Annotated in this window: 15 protein-coding genes and 1 pseudogene; 6 read left to right on the top strand and 10 right to left on the bottom strand. The window is 43.8% G+C overall.

Annotation, left to right across the window (positions count from 1 at the left end; translation table 11 throughout):
• Positions 1-106: 106 nt before the first annotated feature.
• The 3 genes from G511_RS0117785 to G511_RS0117775 all read left to right on the top strand — a co-directional run bounded on the left by G511_RS0117785 (position 107) and on the right by G511_RS0117775 (position 4,579).
• Positions 107-2,893: a cache domain-containing protein gene (locus tag G511_RS0117785; protein ID WP_028470839.1), complete on the top strand. Its 2,787-nt coding sequence runs from the start codon at positions 107-109 to the stop codon at positions 2,891-2,893.
• Positions 2,894-2,907: 14 nt separating this feature from the next.
• Positions 2,908-3,651 carry a response regulator transcription factor gene (locus G511_RS0117780; RefSeq protein ID WP_028470838.1) on the top strand — a complete coding sequence of 248 codons (744 nt, stop codon included), beginning with the start codon at positions 2,908-2,910 and terminating at the stop codon, positions 3,649-3,651.
• 100 nt (positions 3,652-3,751) lie between these two features.
• Positions 3,752-4,579 (top strand): CvfB family protein, encoded by an 828-nt coding sequence (locus G511_RS0117775; RefSeq protein WP_028470837.1) that lies wholly within the window; start codon positions 3,752-3,754, stop codon positions 4,577-4,579.
• A 79-nt stretch (positions 4,580-4,658) separates the two neighbouring features.
• On the opposite strand, the gene G511_RS0117770 is transcribed toward G511_RS0117775, so the two are convergent.
• Positions 4,659-5,609, bottom strand: a complete 951-nt coding sequence (locus G511_RS0117770) for a LysR family transcriptional regulator (RefSeq protein WP_036552405.1) — start codon at positions 5,607-5,609, stop codon at positions 4,659-4,661.
• A 93-nt stretch (positions 5,610-5,702) separates the two neighbouring features.
• On the opposite strand from G511_RS0117770, the gene ydiJ reads away from it, so the two are divergent.
• Positions 5,703-8,762, top strand: coding sequence for a D-2-hydroxyglutarate dehydrogenase YdiJ (ydiJ, locus tag G511_RS0117765; protein WP_028470835.1), 3,060 nt, complete (start codon positions 5,703-5,705; stop codon positions 8,760-8,762).
• A gap of 122 nt (positions 8,763-8,884) precedes the next feature.
• Here the strand turns inward: ydiJ and G511_RS23320 are convergent, their stop codons facing one another.
• Positions 8,885-10,027 carry a DUF5610 domain-containing protein gene (locus G511_RS23320; RefSeq protein ID WP_036552403.1) on the bottom strand — a complete coding sequence of 381 codons (1,143 nt, stop codon included), beginning with the start codon at positions 10,025-10,027 and terminating at the stop codon, positions 8,885-8,887.
• A 238-nt stretch (positions 10,028-10,265) separates the two neighbouring features.
• Between G511_RS23320 and rraA the strand changes: the two genes are divergently transcribed.
• Positions 10,266-10,754, top strand: a complete 489-nt coding sequence (gene rraA / locus G511_RS0117755; RefSeq protein WP_028470834.1) for a ribonuclease E activity regulator RraA — start codon at positions 10,266-10,268, stop codon at positions 10,752-10,754.
• Positions 10,755-10,767: 13 nt separating this feature from the next.
• Here rraA and G511_RS0117750 read toward each other — a convergent pair whose 3' ends face one another.
• From G511_RS0117750 to paaF, 8 genes are all read right to left on the bottom strand, one after another.
• Positions 10,768-10,971: a DUF2788 domain-containing protein gene (locus tag G511_RS0117750; RefSeq protein ID WP_028470833.1), complete on the bottom strand. Its 204-nt coding sequence runs from the start codon at positions 10,969-10,971 to the stop codon at positions 10,768-10,770.
• Between the two features lie 252 nt (positions 10,972-11,223).
• Positions 11,224-11,673, bottom strand: a complete 450-nt coding sequence (locus tag G511_RS0117745; protein WP_028470832.1) for an Rrf2 family transcriptional regulator — start codon at positions 11,671-11,673, stop codon at positions 11,224-11,226.
• A 124-nt stretch (positions 11,674-11,797) separates the two neighbouring features.
• Positions 11,798-13,105, bottom strand: a complete 1,308-nt coding sequence (gene paaK, locus G511_RS0117740) for a phenylacetate--CoA ligase PaaK (RefSeq protein ID WP_028470831.1) — start codon at positions 13,103-13,105, stop codon at positions 11,798-11,800.
• A 91-nt stretch (positions 13,106-13,196) separates the two neighbouring features.
• Positions 13,197-14,405, bottom strand: a complete 1,209-nt coding sequence (pcaF, locus tag G511_RS0117735; RefSeq protein ID WP_028470830.1) for a 3-oxoadipyl-CoA thiolase — start codon at positions 14,403-14,405, stop codon at positions 13,197-13,199.
• A complete protein-coding gene (gene paaI, locus G511_RS23315) occupies positions 14,402-14,872 on the bottom strand; it encodes a hydroxyphenylacetyl-CoA thioesterase PaaI (protein ID WP_036552402.1) in 471 nt (156 codons plus the stop codon). Before paaI ends, pcaF begins: the two co-directional genes overlap by 4 nt.
• Positions 14,862-16,379 (bottom strand): 3-hydroxyacyl-CoA dehydrogenase PaaH, encoded by a 1,518-nt coding sequence (gene paaH, locus G511_RS0117725; RefSeq protein ID WP_028470829.1) that lies wholly within the window; start codon positions 16,377-16,379, stop codon positions 14,862-14,864. Before paaH ends, paaI begins: the two co-directional genes overlap by 11 nt.
• Before the next feature lie 2 nt (positions 16,380-16,381).
• The gene (gene paaG / locus G511_RS0117720; protein ID WP_028470828.1) at positions 16,382-17,173 is read right to left on the bottom strand and encodes a 2-(1,2-epoxy-1,2-dihydrophenyl)acetyl-CoA isomerase PaaG; all 792 of its coding nucleotides are present in this window, start codon (positions 17,171-17,173) and stop codon (positions 16,382-16,384) included.
• Between the two features lie 4 nt (positions 17,174-17,177).
• A complete protein-coding gene (gene paaF / locus G511_RS0117715) occupies positions 17,178-17,957 on the bottom strand; it encodes a 2,3-dehydroadipyl-CoA hydratase PaaF (RefSeq protein ID WP_028470827.1) in 780 nt (259 codons plus the stop codon).
• 176 nt (positions 17,958-18,133) lie between these two features.
• On the opposite strand from paaF, the pseudogene G511_RS23310 reads away from it, so the two are divergent.
• Positions 18,134-18,411 (top strand): annotated as a pseudogene (locus G511_RS23310) (phenylacetic acid degradation protein PaaN); the annotation flags it as partial.

Here is an 18,411-nt window from a genome sequence, read left to right as displayed (position 1 = left end):
AACTTGCAGAAGTTTGTCTGAAATCTTACGAATTGTAACAACACGATGGATTACGTGTTTTTTGCTATAAACTCTTGATATATGAGTCTGTAGTAGGTTTTTTTAAATGTTGTTTCCTTCTCGGTTAGTTCAGCGTTTCTTTCCAGTTGTACTGATATTGATGTTAGTGATTTTCAGTGCTGTTTATTTTTATTCCGTTCCTTTTATTAAAAGCAAGGTCTACGAAATTGAACGTAACTCTAGCCGTATTGCATTGGAAAATGTTTTTACTATGGCTGATAGGATGTACGCAGATACTGAAAGCTATCAAAAGCAAGTACTTGAGTCGCACAAACAACGGTTGAAAATTGTTGTTTCGATGGCCGAATCTTATATTGATCAGGTCTACCAGCAAGTAAAAAAAGGTGATGTTGATATTGAAGAAGCCAGAAATACTATTTTTGAAATGCTTCGTCATTTTCAGAGTATTGATGGTGATTATATCTGGGTATCCAGTTACGACTACCGATTTTTGTCACATCCTGATGACAGGTTTCACGGTAAAGATGTATCAACACTAAAGAGTGATGATGGTGTGGTTGTTTTACCAGAGATTATCAATGTAGCCACTCGCCAAGGTGAGGGGTACTCCCAATACAAATGGAACCGCTTATCCGGCAACAAGCAGTTAGATAAACTTTCTTATGTAAAGGATTTTCCCGAGTGGGGGTTTGTCTTGGGGTCTGGTATCTATCTAGAGGATGTGAAGGCTGAATTAGAAGCAAAGCGTAATCGAGCCCTTGAAGATCTCAGAGAGAGTTTTAAGCAGTTGCGTGTAGCTAAAACAGGCTACTTATTTATTTTTGATGCTAGAACCAAGATGTTGATCCATCCTAATCCTAATATTGATGGCACCAATATTCAGAACTTGCTAAACCCGGTAACAAAGAAATCGATAGCTAACGACTTAATTAACGTCGCTGATACGGGTAATGAGCTTTATTACAAATGGGATAAGCCAGAAGACCCTGGCAATTACATTTATGAGAAGCTATCTCTGGTACGCCATGTTAAAGGTTTTGATTGGTATATCTGTTCCTCTGTGTACGTCGATGAGCTTAAAAGCAGTTCTGAGCAATTGAGTGAGCGGATTTTAATGATTGCGCTACTGTCGTTATTGGTCGCTATTGCGATGGCTTTTTTCTTTATTTACTGGGTTACTAATCCTATCAAGCAGTTAGCAGATACGGCGCTTCGTGTTTCTAAAGGTGAGCTTACAGCGACGGTAGGCTTTAGGCGTGATGATGAATTAGGGATTCTTGCTAAGACATTCGACGAGATGGTCGAAAGAGTACGCGATAATATTCAAAATCTTGATGAAAAGGTGGCAAGCCGTACCTTAGCTTTAGAGCAAATAGAAGAACGCCAACGAGTTATATTGGATTTGTTGCCGGCAGAAGTTGCATATTTTGATATGACGTTAACCTTTCAGTTTGTAAATCAGCGTTATGCTGATGCGCTAAGTAAAGTTAAAAGTGAGATTACAGGCAAAGCTTTAGAGGCGGTGAGCCAAAAGCAGTACCAGGCTACGCTTGTTCAATTAAAAGCGGCCTTATCTGGAAATGGGTTTGGCCAGGAGTACAGTAATTGGTTGCATGACCGCGAGGTGGTCATTAAGCGCCTAACTACCCCTTGCTATGATGAGGCAGGGCAGGTAGTTGGCGTGTTATTGGTAGTGTTGGATGTTACACCAGAAAAAGAGGTAGAGAAGAAATTATTAGAAGCGCAGCGAATGAGTGCGGTAGGGCACTTAGCCGGTGGCTTGGCGCATGACTTCAATAATTTACTATCAATTATTTTAGGAAACTTAGTGTCAGCTGCAGAGCATTATCAAGTTGATATTGAGTTGCAACGTTACCTTAAGCCCTCAATTCGAGCGGCAAAAAGGGGGGCGGATATTACTAATCGTTTACTGGCATTTTCTCGTAGGCAACCACTGGCTCCACTTCCTTGTGATATTAACCTTTTACTACATGAAAGCATTGAGCTACTTAGAGGTTCGTTACCGAGTAATATTGAGTTGGTTTTCATACCTGAAGTAACTAAACATTTACCCTTTGTCGATCCGGGGCGTCTTGAAGATGCTCTTGTTAATTTGGTGTTGAATGCAAAACAAGCCATGCCTCGCGGTGGTGCGGTTCACTTTGTTGTATCAGAGCTCAGTATTGTTGAAGAAGGTATGATACTTGATGAAAGCGTAGTGCCAGGGCAGTACATTCAAATATGCGTTTCTGATACGGGGCATGGCTTTAGTGATGACGCTATCAAAATGGCGTTTGAGCCTTTTTTTACTACCAGTTCTGGTGGCACTGGTGCAGGGCTCGGGCTCAGTATGGTGTATGGTTTTGTTAAACAATCTAATGGTTACATAGGAGTGAATAGTGTCCAGGGTAGTGGGGCTGAAATCACGTTGTTATTACCATCAGTGCTTGCTGAAGCGTTACAAGATTCTACAGAATTACAGGTATCACAAAGCAAGGAGTGGGAAGGTAAGTTAGTGTTACTGGTTGAAGATGATGATGATGTGCGACAAGTGGTTCGTGAGTTGCTGGTTAAGATGGGTTTTAATGTTATTGAATCTTCTACAGCAGAAGAGGCTCTGGAGTTGATGCGCGTGTTGGATGGTGTTTTTGCATTGGTTTCAGATATACGTTTGAACGGCGAAGCGAATGGTTTTGATCTTGCCGATAATTTTCATGCCATGCATCCCAGTAGTAGAGTTGTATTGATGACAGGTTACGCTTTTGACGAAAATAGTGGCCGAGAAGGAAAAAGCTCTTATAGAATTATACAAAAACCATTTGATATCAATGATTTAAAAGAATCTTTTGAAGTTAATCATGACGTCGATTAAGGAGATCTTTAGCAATGACTAGTCGAAAGCTAATTTACATGATTGATGATGAACGCGATATTTGTGACATCGTCAGTCGAGAGCTAAGCGCTTATAATTTTGATGTCGAAACATTTCTAACCGGCGCTCAAGTAAAGCAAGCGCTACAGGTTAAATCCCCAGATCTGTGTATTGTTGATTTGGGGTTGCCTGACATTGATGGTATAGAGTTAGTTAAATCACTTTGTGAGCAAGCTAATATGGGGGTAATGATTCTTTCTGGACGAGACGGCGTAACTGATAGAATTTTAGGCCTTGAGCTGGGTGCAGATGATTATATTGTTAAACCGTTTATACCTCGAGAGCTCGTGGCTCGCGTCAATAGCTTGTTTCGCCGCTTTAAGAAAAACCATCATGAACAAGAAACCCCAGCCTCTAAAATAGCGCGGTTTGCTGGGTGGCGTTATGACCCCTCAACACTTACTTTATCCGGTGTGTTGTCATGCAATGTAAAGGAAGGTGCGACTGAAGAGATAGGACAAGGCTCCGAGCTCAGTTCTGCAGAGCATGAGTTACTGATGTTATTACTGCATTCACCTAAAAAAATATTATCACGTGATCAGTTACTCGGTGAGCGAGTCTCTCCATTTGACAGAAGTATTGATGTACGCATGTCACGAGTACGTAAAAAAATTGAGAGTAATCCAAAGCAGCCTACATTAATTAAAACGGTTTATGGTGTAGGTTATATCCTCACCACAGACGTTGAATGGATATGACATTAGTATTGTAAACTGATTGGGTGAAGAGGGTGTTTCTGCTAGTATCGCTTTTTTTATAATCTCATTTCTTCTAAAGACTTAGAACAGGATAAACACCGTGGTTGATATAGGCCGAATGAATACTCTCACTGTTATGCGCGAAGCGGATTTCGGTGTTTATCTAGATGGTGGTGAATTTGGTGGCATTTTACTGCCCAAAAAAGAAGTTCCGCAGGGTTGCAAACTCGGTGACCAATTAGAAGTGTTTATCTATCTTGATACTGATGACTTTGTCGTAGCGGGTATCAACCCACCGATAGCGCAAGTGGGCGAGTTTGCATCGTTAAAAGTTGTGGAAGTGAATCGTATTGGCGCATTTCTCGATTGGGGTATGCCTAAAGACTTGCTATTACCCTATGGTGAGCAGCAGCGTGCACTTGAAGTGGGCCAGCGTGTTATGGTGAGAATCTATCTCGATAACAGTGATCGTTTGGCGGCCTCTGCTAAGTTAGAAAAATTTCTGGATAAAGACCCACAGGGATTAACCGTAGGCGATAAAGTGAGCTTATTTGCTTTTCGTCATAATGATTTGGGCTTTAGCGTTATTGTCGATAATAGTTATGGCGCTGTTCTTCATCAAAAAGACTTGTTTCGTACAGTCAGACTTGGTCAAACATTAACCGGGTATATCAAACGTGTATTGGCTGAGGGTAAAGTCGATGTCATGTTAGATAAGCCAGGCTACGCCAAAGTAGATGAGTTATCGCAGCGCATACTAGATAACCTAGATAATAACGATGGGTATAGTCCGCTAGGTGATAAAAGCCAGCCTGAAGATATTTATCAAGCATACGGCATTAGCAAAAAAGCTTATAAAATGGCTATTGGCACCCTGATGAAAAAGGGGTTGATCTCTATTGCCAAGGATGGAATAACAAAAGTCTAATTAGATAATAGTCATGCTTGAAGGTGTGTCGTTACTATATGTGTCACCCTTCAGGTTGGTTATGTAAGCTTTTTTGAGCTTATTTTTTAACAGAAATGTTTAGTGCTTCAACATAGGCTGGTAAGGGGACTTCCTGAAAGTATTGGATGGCTCTCTTTAGTAACTCCTCTCCTGCAGGTCCGATTGAGCGTCCCTTTCGTGTAATCAAACATAACTCTCTGCGTAATACTGGCTCGTTTAAAGGTTTAAATTTTAGTGAATGAAAAGCTGGTGTGCTAGCCGCTAGTGCTGGAAGAATACTAATGCCGATACCACTTTGGATGAGTGATGCAAGAGTGGCAGGTGTAGAGGCTTCAATCAGAGAGCTTTCTAATATTAATGGGATTCGTTTTTCACTTATGCATTTTTCAAGTTGAATACGAATACCGTTTTCAACAGAGAGCATGCTAAGTGAGCGTTGTTTAAGGTCGTTCCAGCTTAATGTACCCGTCATGGTGAGTGGATCATCATGAGTCATGACCACACCGTAACGGTCTTGTAGGATGGGCTGGTAGAGTAGCTCAGGATGCGCAGATCTATTCCCGCCAATACCAAAATCTACAATATTGTTAATTACACTCTCTTCAATACCGCTGGCGCCTTCTTCTTTCAAGGATATGCCAATGTTTGGGAATGCTTGCCTATACGCTTTTATAACCGGCGGCAGAAGACTATTGAGTACAGAGGGAGACGCCGCAATACCAATTTTTCCTCGCTGTTGCTGTGCACTGGCTCTTAAGTCATTAATCGCTGTATCAAAATCAGAAATAAGACGTTCAGCAACCGGGTAAAATCGTTCACCATCGCGGGTTAAGTTAACGCGTCGTGTGGTGCGATCAAATAACTGTAGCGCAACTTGTGCTTCAAGCTGCTTGATGGTCGCGGTGAGTGTTGATTGAGTTACATGTAGATGTTCTGCTGCATGTGTGAAACTGCCGTGCCGTGACACCTCTATGAAGGCATTAAGGTGCCGGTAAGATATATTATTCATAATTATCGATTAATTGATTAAATTTTATCGTTTGAATGATTAATCATGATTCTGCATCATAGCGCACTTAATAACAAATTAGATGATTAGAACATGATCCCACGCATTTCTACTGTAGAGACAACACAAGCTCACTATGTATCTTTTATAGAGGCCTTGCAGGCAAAAGGTTTTGCGGGGGAGCTTAATCAGGATTATGCCAACCGTATTGCATTGTCGACGGATAACAGCATTTACCAGTTGTTGCCTCAGGGTGTGTTGTACCCTAAAACCCTAGACGACTTGGTGCTTATTGCTGAACTTAGTGCACAAGCTGCATTCTCCCAAGTAACGCTAACACCTCGCGGTGGCGGTACGGGTACAAATGGTCAGTCACTGACCGATGGCTTGATTGTTGATGTTTCTAAACATATGAACGGTATTTTAGAAATTAACGAGCAAGAGCGTTGGGTACGTGTGCAGGGTGGTGTGGTTAAAGATCAGCTAAATGCTGCACTCAAACCTTATGGGTTATTTTTTGCACCTGAACTATCAACCAGTAATCGCGCAACCGTTGGCGGTATGATTAATACCGATGCGAGTGGCCAGGGTAGCTGCCTCTACGGCAAAACGCGTGATCATGTTTTAGAGTTAAAAAGCGTATTGCTCGATGGTACTGTTTGGACGTCGGCGCCACTTGAAGAAGATGAGCTCGAAAAGCTAAAGCTTCGTGAAGATAGAGTTGGTGAGATTCATCGGTTGGTGGATGATATCCATAACACTAAAAAACAGCTAATAGATGCCAAATTCCCCAAATTAAATCGCTGCCTTACAGGTTATGACCTTGCACACATACGTGATGAGTCAGGGCGTTTTAACCTCAACTCAGTATTGTGTGGCGGGGAAGGCTCGCTTGCATTTATTGCTGAAGCTAAGCTCAATGTTTTGCCTATTCCAAAGTTTGCTGCTCTAGTGAATGTTAAATACGATAGTTTTGAAAGTTCGTTGCGCGATGCTAAAGCGTTAATGGGTTGGGGCCCCACGTCGATAGAGACGATTGATTCTAAAGTACTTAATCTTGCGATGGGTGATATTGTTTGGGATACCGTTAAAGACTATTTTCCAGAAAAAGAGGGCGATCCGGATACGCTCGGAATAAATCTTGTTGAGTACACCGCAGATGATGAGTCTGCTCTACAAGCACGTGTTAATAAGCTGACCCAGCATTTAGAGAAAGTTGCAGGAAAGGCAGGTAAAAGCTTTGGTTTTAGTGTTGTGTACGGTGGCGCTGAGATTAACAAAGTCTGGGGGATGCGTAAGAAAGCTGTTGGGTTGTTGGGGAATGCACAAGGGCAAGAGCGCCCCATTCCTTTTGTAGAAGATACCGCTGTTCCTCCTGAGAACCTAGCTGACTTTATTATGGAGTTTCGTGCAGTACTGGACAGCCATGGCTTGGCTTATGGCATGTTTGGGCATGTTGATGCGGGTGTATTACATGTACGCCCAGCTATTGATATGAAAGATGAAGCGCAGGAATCAATGATTAGAGAAATCACTGATCAAGTGGTTGCACTTACTCAAAAATATCATGGTTTATTATGGGGAGAACATGGAAAAGGGGTGCGTTCTGAATACTCACCTGCATTTTTTGGTGAGCTGTATGTTGAACTGCAGCGAATCAAAGGTGTGTTTGATCCGCATAACCAGCTGAACCCAGGGAAAATTGCTACCCCTGTTATTGGCGATGCTGAACTTCTAAAAATTGATGCTGTGCAGACGCGTGGCCAATTGGATCGTCAAATCTTTGCTAAAACACGTGATACATACAATTCAGCGATTTTCTGTAATGGTAATGGTGCGTGTTACAACTACGATCCTAAGGATGCGATGTGCCCGTCATGGAAAGGCACTCGCGAACGTATACATTCACCTAAAGGGCGGTCATCACTCATTAGAGAGTGGTTACGTCTTATGTCTTCACAGGGTATCGATTTAACCGAAGAAAGTAGTCGTATCAAAGCCAGTAACTTTATAAAAACCTTGCCTAATAAGATTAGAAATACGCTTAAAAAACAAAAGGGTGAGTACGACTATTCACATGAAGTCCACGAAGCAATGATGGGTTGTTTGGCGTGTAAGTCCTGCGTTGGTCAGTGCCCCATTAAGGTGAATGTTCCTGACTTTAGAGCGCGTTTTTTAGAAGTTTACTACAGCCGTTATTTGCGTCCGGCTAAAGATTATATGATAGGTAGCCTTGAGTTTATGGTGCCCGCATTATCTAAGTTTCCTGCTCCTTACAATTGGGTCATGCAAAATAAAGTAATGAAGCGCGTGTTCAAGCAATACGTGGGCATGGTCGATAGTCCTGCTATTTGTAAGCACACATTGGTGAAAGGTCTCAAGGAAAAAGGTGTAGAGTTTGCCAGCGTTGAGACAATTAGTGGTATGGCAACTGAGCAGCGAGAAAAGTCAGTCATTATTGTGCAGGATGCTTTCACTAGCTTTTTCGAGACGCAGTTGGTGTTGGACATAATCGACCTGCTCAATGAACTCGGCTTCACTGTGATGGTTGCGCCGTTTATGCCCAATGGTAAGCCATTGCATGTTCATGGCTTTATGCAAGCCTTTGAAAAGGCGGCAAACAAGAACGCATCAATGCTACGTGCACTGGGGCAGACCGGTGTGCCTTTGATTGGAATTGATCCTTCAATGACCCTTACTTATAGGCAGGAGTACGCACAAGTTGCTGATCGCTTGCCAACGGTAAACTTAATCCAAGAGTGGTTAGCGACACAGCAAGAGGTCATCGTAACGAAAGCATCTAAGTTACCAGCCCACTCTTATAAGCTGATGGCTCATTGTACTGAAAAAACCTCAGCAGCGGCTTCTATCAAGCTGTGGCAGCAGATTTATGCCGCTCTTGGCCAAACTTTAGAAGTTCAGACTGTCGGTTGTTGTGGTATGTCAGGGACCTATGGTCATGAAGCTGAAAATTTAGAAACCTCTAAAACAATTTATGATTTGAGCTGGCGCGATGTGGTTAATGCAGATGAAAATCAAGGGAAGTTGGTTGCTAGTGGATACTCATGCCGTAGTCAGGTAAAGCGTATGGATGATCAGCACATTCCCCATCCAGCACAGGCTTTACTAGATTTGGTGCGCGCAAATCGCTAGCTGAGCACTCTCTATACTAGTTGATACTGTAGGCGAAGACGTTCGTACATAAAAAAAGGGCCCTTAAAAGGGCCCCGAAAATTGAAAGATGGATAGGTATCTTTCAGTGATGACAATGTGGGCTAATCATCTTGTACTGCTGCTGTTTGTTGGCTAGCAAGCAGGTTGTTCATACTATCTAGGTTGGCGTCATATCTTGCTTTTTCTGGCTCGTCTGAGTCTTTATATCTAATGTCTTGCGTCACTAGAGTTGAGAGCATCTCACGACTAAAGCTCGATGCGTCCTGCATAAAGCCTAGTCCTGGTCTTTCAGCTGCGCCGTGCATGTTTTGCATCATATGTCCTAGGCGTTTTCCTGGGTTCATACCAGGGCTATCGAGATTTTCCACTTCAGAATACTTGGCAACAGCAGTGTGTTGTTCTGATTGTGTTAAACGAAGGTTCATAGAAGCGAGTTCTGTTTTATCCATACGAAATTCGCTAGCCATATCAAAGGCTTTTTGTACGTCACCATCAAAAAACTCATTAGAAATTTCGTTCACATCTTTTATTAAGTCTTGTAGGGCATCAATCTCATCGTTATCGAGATCGCCTTCAACAGAGAACTGATACGCGCTACTCTCGCTACGACTAATATTGAAAAGTGACTGCGTATTTCCCTGCTGATCTTTTTCAATCCCAAAGGAGCTTTCGTATTGGCTATTTTTGGCGAAGTTGATGGTGACTTCATCACCATCTTGGGTTTTTACCTTCAATGATAATGTTTCTGCTTCCTGATAGCGCTCAGCAGCTATCAAGCGAGATACTTGTGCATCTTCAGGTGTTTTTTGTCCTGGTTCTATCGCACTAAGCGCATCCAGTGTTTTATCTTCAGTGAGATCAATATTTGCAGTGACAGAGTCACTCAGTGCGCCTAAACCATCGAGAATTTCACGTGCTTCAGAAAAACCTTTTTTAACGCCGTCTACGGCAGCGTTATACATCTTTTGTATATCTTCTTCTGATCGACCGTTACGGCGTGCTGCTTCCAAGCCCTGTGCGACAAAATCACCAATACGGCTGGCTACTTTTTCCGGAGAGAAGTCATCCGTACTCATGCTTTTAAGATCGTCACCACTCATTCCCGGTATATTGCTAGCCAGCCGGTTTAAAACGGTATCTTGACTAGCCGCTTCCGAAGTTTTTCCGTTAGAAGTGGCGTGTTGAAAGCTTGTTTGTGAGCTTTGTTGTGTAAATGAAGAATGTGAGTACAGAGTGCCAATCATGTTGGGCCTCCGGTTATTAGTCGGTTATAGCTATTTATATCGACTCACTCTAGTAGAACTTTAGAAAATAGTAGGCGAATGGAACAAGTTTTACGTTGCTGGTCGTGAAAAATAGTCTATTTTGTTTTTAATATCATAAAATCACTCTATTTATCATAGTAGTAGTGTAAATAGTGCATAGCAGCTTAAAATAGACCCATTGTTAGCTGGATCATGAAAATTGTTAAAGGAGAAGCGTGTGGAAGATTTATTACCAGAGTTGTGTGACCAGTTCCCTGAGCAGGTTCAAGTTGTTGAGCCGATGTTCGGCAATTTCGGTGGCCGTGAAACTTTTGGTGGTGAAATTGTCACCCTAAAAGCATTTGAGGATAATTCGTTGGTCCGTGAACAGGTTGCTTTACCTGGTGAAGGTAAGGTTCTCGTGGTTGATGGCGGTGGTTCTATGCGCCGTGCGATGTTAGGCGATATGCTTGCTGAGAAAGCAGAAAAAAATGGATGGGAAGGCATTATCATTTATGGCTGCATCCGTGATGTGAATGCTATTAGCGGATTGGACTTGGGTGTGCAAGCGCTAGGCTCACACCCAATGAAAACGGATAAACGTGGTTTAGGTGACTTAAATGTAGATGTTACTTTTGGAGGGGTTACTTTCAAGCCAGGTCATTACGTTTATGCAGATAATAATGGTGTTCTGATTTCAGCGGTTAAACTAGAACTCGCTGATTAGTACTTCCTTATTACTATGAAAGCCCCATGGCCATACTGATATAAAGCTTGGCCATGATTCCAAATACACTTACACCGCTAATTAACCCAAGAAAAATTAGTTTGCCCTCACGTGATGCTTTTGAGTCTTTAGAGACTGTCCAAACAGACCAAAATTTAAATAAGATCATTGCTGTTACACAAATTATTACAAACGTTTCAGAATCAAAAATACTCATTAATTTATATCCCAAATAAAATGTATTTTATATATACCTATTATTCACGCATAAAATATATTGTAAATACATTTTATGATTGGCAGTTGTGAATAAGAACCAAAAAGATAAATTACACCGTGTGTGGATTGAGGTTACAGGCAGTGCAGTAAAGGCGCTTCATCGGGCCGATGGTTATAAAGGAAATCTTCAAGAAGAGAGGGGGAATGTCTTTAATTAAGCCGGACTTATTAGTTGAGTCGAGTGTGGTTGTTAAGAACCAGCTACAGAATTTGCCAAATCAGAACCAATAAGACCGCGTTGCATTGATTTGCTGGTAATTAAATCCGCTAATGTGTGTTCTTTGAGTACTGTCATGAAAGCGTGTTTTGCCTTGTTTAAAATCGGCTGTAAGGTGCAAAAGTGTGTAAGTCGGCATCCGTGATGTTCACAGTCGATAATGGGACGTATGCCTTCTGCTTGCTGTACTACTTCACCAATGTTGATGTCAGCAGGGTCCATGCCTAATTGGATACCGCCATTCTTACCTCGAAAGGTCTTCAAATAGCCGGATTTAGAAAGTGCATGAACAACTTTGCGCAGGTGTTCAATGGAGATGTCATAGAATTGGGCAATTTCAGAGAGCGTAGTCAGGCGATCATTGTTGATCGCAGCGTAGAAAAGTACGCGCAATGTATAGTCGGTAAAGCGGCTGAGTTGCATATAGGTTCAGTCTTTAAAGATGTTAATCTAATATACTTTATAAAGTAGGGTCTTAACAAGATGCCCTGGATTAAAAAGGCCGCTAATTAAGCGGCCTTTAAAGGGACGGTGTTGCAAGTGTAGATTAGTTGTCTTTACGCTTATCAAAAACGCGTTTCGCTTTACCTTCCGAGCGAGGAATAGCACCACCGTCTACAACAGTAATTCGGGTGCTAATGCCGACCACCGCTTTAATATGATGTTGAAGCTCTTTGGTAGCTGCTTGCTGGTCTGCATCGCGAGCATCAGGTGTCATTTCAACTTTAACTTCAACTTTGTCCAAGTTGCCGTCTTTGGTCACAATGATTTCATAATGCGGTGCCAAAGTAGATACTTTAAGAATCTGCTCTTCGATTTGTGTTGGGAAAACGTTAACACCACGAATAATCATCATATCGTCTGAACGACCAGTGATTTTATCAATACGGCGCATTGGTCGCGCGGTACCTGGTAGTAGGCGAGTCAGATCACGGGTACGGTAACGAATAATAGGCAGGGCTTCTTTTGTTAGAGAAGTGAAAACTAATTCTCCATATTCGCCATCAGGAAGCACTTCGCCTGTATTTGGATCAATGATCTCTGGGTAAAAGTGATCTTCCCAAATGGTTGGTCCGTCTTTGCTTTCAAGACACTCTTGAGCAACACCAGGGCCCATAACTTCAGAGAGGCCGTATATATCAAGAGCATCAATACCTAAGCGTGCTTCAATATTTTTGCGCATCTCTTCTGTCCATGGCTCTGCACCGAAGATACCGAGACGCAATGAGAGCTTAAGTGGATCAACGCCTTGGCGATCCATTTCATCAATCAAATTGAGCATGTAAGAGGGTGTTACCATGATGATGTCTGGATCAAAGTCCTTCATCAGCTGGACCTGTTTCTCGGTCTGGCCACCCGACATTGGAATAACGGTACAACCCAAGCGTTCTGCACCATAATGTGCACCCATACCGCCAGTAAATAGGCCATAACCATATGAAATATGTACTTTATCACCATGGTGGCCGCCAGCTGCGCGGATTGAACGAGCAACAACATTTGCCCAGGTATCGATATCGTTTTGTGTGTAGCCAACAACGGTAGGCTTACCTGTTGTACCACTGGATGCATGGATACGAACCACATCACGATTGGGTACAGCAAATGTTCCAAACGGGTAATTGTTACGCAGGTAATCTTTTTGAGTAAACGGGAATAATTTTAGGTCTTCCAGTTTTTTTAGATCAAAAGGGTGGACACCTTTGTCTTTACACATCTGACGATAAGCCGGAACATTGTTATAACAGTGAGCAATACTCCAGCGCATACGTTTGAGCTGTAATGCACGTAGTTCGTCAATGCTTGCCATTTCTATATCATCTAGCGAACCACTACGAGTTTTTTCAATAGACATATTTTTATAATCCTGTTGTTCTTCGACAATCTTGGGGCTAAAGCTGAGTATTTAACGAGCTTTAGCACTCTCTTATATTGTTTTTGACAGATTAAACACGCTCAATAATCATCGCTATACCTTGACCAACGCCGATGCACATAGTGCATAGGGCATAGCGACCACCAGTGCGGTGAAGTTGGTACATTGCGGTTGTTACTAATCGTGCTCCACTTGCGCCAAGAGGGTGGCCTAGAGAGATAGCTCCGCCGTTAGGATTAACGTTGGCAGCATCATCAGGCAAACCTAAATCACGCATAACAGCGAGGCCTTGTGACGCAAATGCTTCGTTAAGCTCTATTACATCCATTTGCTCTAGTGTGAGTCCTGCTTTTTTCAGCACATTACGCGTAGCGGGTGCTGGGCCAAACCCCATAATACGAGGTTCAAGACCGGCTGCTGCCATGGCAACAATGCGAGCCTTTGGCGTAAGGCCGTTCGCTTTAGCCGCTTCCGCTGAAGCGATCAATAGTGCGCAGGCTCCATCATTGACACCTGATGCATTCCCCGCTGTGACTGAGCCGCCGGCACGAAACGGTGTTTTTAGTTTGGCAAGGTCAGCTAACGTGGTGGATGCGCGAGGGTGTTCATCGGTATCAACAACGATGGGATCGCCTTTTCGTTGTGGAATGACAACCGGTACAATCTCTTCCTTAAAGAGACCTTTCTCCATAGCTGTAGCCGTCTTTTGTTGGCTACGAAATGCGAAAAGATCTTGATCTTCACGCGAAATATTGAATTCTTCAGCAACGTTTTCAGCTGTCTCTGGCATAGAATCTACACCGTATTGCTCTTTCATCTTCTTGTTGATGAAGCGCCAGCCGATTGTTGTGTCATATAGACCATTTGGGTTACGACTAAAAGCAGATTCTGCTTTTCCCATAACAAAAGGTGCACGAGACATTGACTCACAACCCCCGGCAATCATTAGCTCTGTTTCACCCGACTTAATGGCGCGTGCTGCCATGCCAATAGCGTCCATTCCTGAACCACATAGGCGGTTAATCGTGGTGCCAGGTATGGCAACGGGCATACCGGCAAGCAAAGTCGACATACGTGCTACGTTACGGTTGTCTTCACCTGCTTGGTTGGCATTTCCGTAGATAACATCTTCAACCGTTGCCCAGTCAACATCAGGGTTACGTTCCATGAGTGCTTTGATGGGAACAGCACCAAGGTCATCTGCGCGAACAGAAGCTAAGCCGCCAGCATAGCGTCCGAACGGTGTACGGACTGCGTCGCATATAAAAGCATCTTTCATGAATTGTTCTCCTGTTGTGCAGATTGTGGGGCTAGTCCTTCTGGATCGTCGATGAGGACGCCATTAATTTGATGAGACTTACCACGGAAAAAGGCGAGAGTTTCGTCCTTCTGGTTATAAACAGTAATATCGTACATGCCGGTGCGACCTTTTCTGTGACGCTCCTGTGCAATGGCCTTTAGGCGGTCACCTTCACGTCCTGGTGCTGCAAAGTCGATGCTGCATCCACTGGCTACGGTTACTTTGTTGTAGCTGTTGCAGGCGTGTGCAAAGGCTGTGTCTGCGAGAGTAAAGATCATGCCTCCATGGCATATTGCATGGCCATTCAGCATGTCTTTTCGCACTGTCATTTCAAGGTGAGCATATCCAGAGCGTGTTTCAATAATGTCCATGCCGAGTGCTTGGGCTGCATGATCATTTGCATGCATAGCGGCACTGCATGCCTTCGCCAGTTGATCAGCTGTCATGCTTGCCTCCAGCCACGTTGCGACGAATAAGAGGTGACGTGCGGTAGCGGTCTTCTCCATAGCTACTAGCCAGATTATCGAGTACGTTCATGATAACGCCGAGGCCAACTGCTTTTGACCATTCAATCGGTCCAAATGGGTAGTTAACGCCGCCTTTCATCGCCACATCAACGTCGGCTTCAGAGCAAACTTGTTGGTTAACAGCATCAAAACCTTCATTAGCAAGCATGGCAATGGTGCGCATAACAACCATGCCGGCAACATCGTCAATAATAGTGACATGCTTGCCAATGGCTTGAAAAAGCCCAGTTGCTTGCAATATGGCATCAGGTTGGGTTTGGTCAGCAGGTGCTAGAGCGATGCGGGTTGCTTTGTTGTAATCCAGTGTAAGGTCAAAGTGTATAAGATTACTGTTGCGTGCATTATGAGCGCGCTCAGTAGTCATCTGGCCGTTAGTCAGCTGAAGAGTGGTATCTCCGATGAGTATGGAGCCAAAGCCTTCTTGGACACGGCTTACTTTAATGCCTGCCTCTTCAATCAGCGCGACCAAAGGTTCGGCAACGCCAAGATGGCCTTCAATGGTTACATGGTGGGGTGCTTTAGCTGGCGCAGCAGTGCTGGCAGCGGGCTTGTCAGCTTGTTCGCTGTAATCGTAAAAGCCTTTTCCAGATTTTCGCCCTAAGTGCCCAGCACTGACTAGCTCTTGTTGAATTAAAGAGGGTAGGAAGCGTTGGTCATTAAAGAAGGCGGCGAAGACCGATGAGGTCACAGCAAAGTTAACATCATGGCCAATTAGGTCCATTAACTCAAACGGTCCCATTCTAAAGCCGCCCGCTTCGCGAATGATCGCATCAATGGTCGCTTCATCAGCACCGCCCTCTTGTAACACGCGTAGGCCTTCTGCATAAAATGGGCGTGCCACACGGTTAACTATAAATCCAGGTGTTGATTTAGCGCGAACCGGTTTTTTACCCCAGAGTGCAGATAAATCATAGATGGCGTCAGCAACGGCGGGGGCTGTATCTAAACCGCTAATCACTTCAACAAGCTTCATAATAGGAGCCGGATTAAAGAAGTGCATGCCAACTAAGTTGTGTGGGCGTTTTAGCTTGCTGCCAATTGCTGTTACAGAAATTGAGGATGTATTAGTCGCTAAAATAGTATCTTCTGCACATATTTCTTCGAGCTGGGCAAAGACTGACTGCTTAATATCCAAGCGCTCTACAATCACTTCTATAACGACGCGTGCCGGAGCAAAGTCTTCAAGAGAGTCAGTTAATGTGATACGTGCTAACAATGCATCTACATCAGTTTGTTGCATTTTTCCGCGTTGCACAAGCTTACTAAGGCCCTTAGATACACCGTCAAGCCCACGTTGTGCTGCGCCTTCAAATGCATCGTAAAGCAGTACGCTGTGGCCTGATTTTGCCGCCACTTGTGCGATGCCTGCCCCCATTGTACCGGCACCAATAACACCAATAACAGCATCAGAATTTATTGTGCTCATGATTACTGTCCTTTGAAAGCAGGTTTACGTTTTGCAATAAATGCAGAAACACCTTCACGGTAATCATCAGTACGTCCCGCTAATGTTTGCAGGTCACGCTCAAGGTCTAGTTGCTCATCAAAAGTGTTATTTGCTGATGCTTGAATAGCGCGCTTAATAAGAGCAAGTCCCTTGGTTGGTTGGCTAGCAAAGTGTTGTGCCATCGCCATTGCTTCAGTTTTTAGTGATTCATTATCTACTGACTTCCAGATCATGCCCCATTGTTCGGCTTGCTCTGCAGATATTTTATCACCAAGAAGAGAGAGGGCCATCGCGCGAGCAGGGCCAACTAAGCGTGGTAGTGTCCATGTACCACCACAGTCTGGGATCAAGCCGATTTTACAGAACGCTTGGATAAAAGAGGCTGACTTAGCAGCTAAAACGATGTCACATGCAAAAGCGATGTTAGCACCCGCGCCAGCAGCGACACCGTTGACTGCACAGATGACCGGCATTTCTAGGCTGCGGATAGTGCGTAGCATAGGGGTGTAGTTTTTTTCGATAGATTCGCCCAGGTTAGGGGCTTCACTGCCTGGTGCTACGTTTCTATCACCAAGATCTTGTCCTGCACAGAAACCACGGCCATTACCTGTTAATAGCAAGCAGCGTACGGAAGCGTCTTTTTTAACTTCTTTTAATGCGCTGCGTACTTCTGAGTGCATTTGCGCGTTGAAGCTGTTTAGGCTGTCCGGACGATTTAGAGTTAGTACCGCAATACCTTCAGAAATTGCAAATTCAATAGTTTCATATGACATTTTATTATTTTCCTGTGAAGTTCGGTTTGCGTTTTTCCATAAAGGCGGCGATTCCTTCGTTACGGTCTTGTGTTGCCGCTAACAAAGTAAAGGATTTTCGTTCCAGGTTAAGGCCGCTTTCTAGCGTTGTTTCATAAGCTTTTAATAGAGATTCTTTTGCGAGTCTAACGGCGATAGGTGGCTTGGTCGCAATTTTTCGTGCCAACTCAGTTGCACGCTCAAGTGAACGCTCAGGGATAGTTACTTCACTGATAAGGCCTAACGATTGAGCTTTTTCAGCAGAGATAAATTCGCCAGATAACACTAGCTGCATGGCCATTGATTTACCGATAGTACGAATTAACCGTTGAGTACCGCCTGCGCCAGGAATAATGCCAAGGTTGATTTCTGGTTGGCCGAATAAAGCATTATCACCTGCAATGACAATATCGCAGTGCATAACTAGCTCGCAGCCGCCACCTAAAGCAAAGCCATTAACCGCAGCAACAATCGGTTTGGGGAACAGGGTGATGCGGCGCCAGTAGGAAGGGCGTGGGTCGTTCATCACACCGACAGCATCCAGTGATGCCATCTCTTTAATATCAGCACCTGCCGCAAAGACCGTATCGCTTCCTGTAATAACGACGGCTTTAATGGCGTCATTATCATTGGCTTCATCCAGCACTTCAGCCAACTCTTTTAGCAATTGGGTACGTAGCGCATTATATGCTTCGGGTCTGTTCAGTTTGATGGTAAGTACACCTGATAGGGCTTCACCAACATCTATATCTTGACAATTGTGCATTCAATGGCGCCTTTATTATCGTTATATCTCGTACTGTTATAGCCTTAGGTTAACGAAAATAGCAAAGGGATACAATATTTATAGCTTAAGTCATGCTTTATGTATCATAAACTTTGGTGTATGGTCTCTCTATTAGTAAGAACAGCTCCTTCACCGAATAACGACAGAGAATCCTCATGAGCCACGCGATGACGTCCCAGCTTGAAGCATTAGTAACAAAGCACGAAAACACACTAAACGCTGCCCTGAATGCCATTCAAACCCGTGACTACTGGACGCCTTATCCAGAAAATCCCAGCCCACGTGCGTATGGCGAAACCGCCAATGCCGACGGTGAAGCCGCTTTTAAAAGCTACCTGAACCAGAGCTTTGCACTGGATATGCCGGGTATCGTCGGTGAAGCGGGCGCTGAAGTCTCTCCTTATGGCATTGATCTGAACGTCAAATACCCACT

Source organism: Neptunomonas japonica DSM 18939 (genome assembly GCF_000422765.1).
In the GTDB taxonomy this organism is placed as follows: domain Bacteria; phylum Pseudomonadota; class Gammaproteobacteria; order Pseudomonadales; family Balneatricaceae; genus Neptunomonas; species Neptunomonas japonica.
The sequence above is the reverse complement of the archived record's forward strand: the minus strand, read 5'-3'. Positions and strand labels throughout refer to the sequence as shown.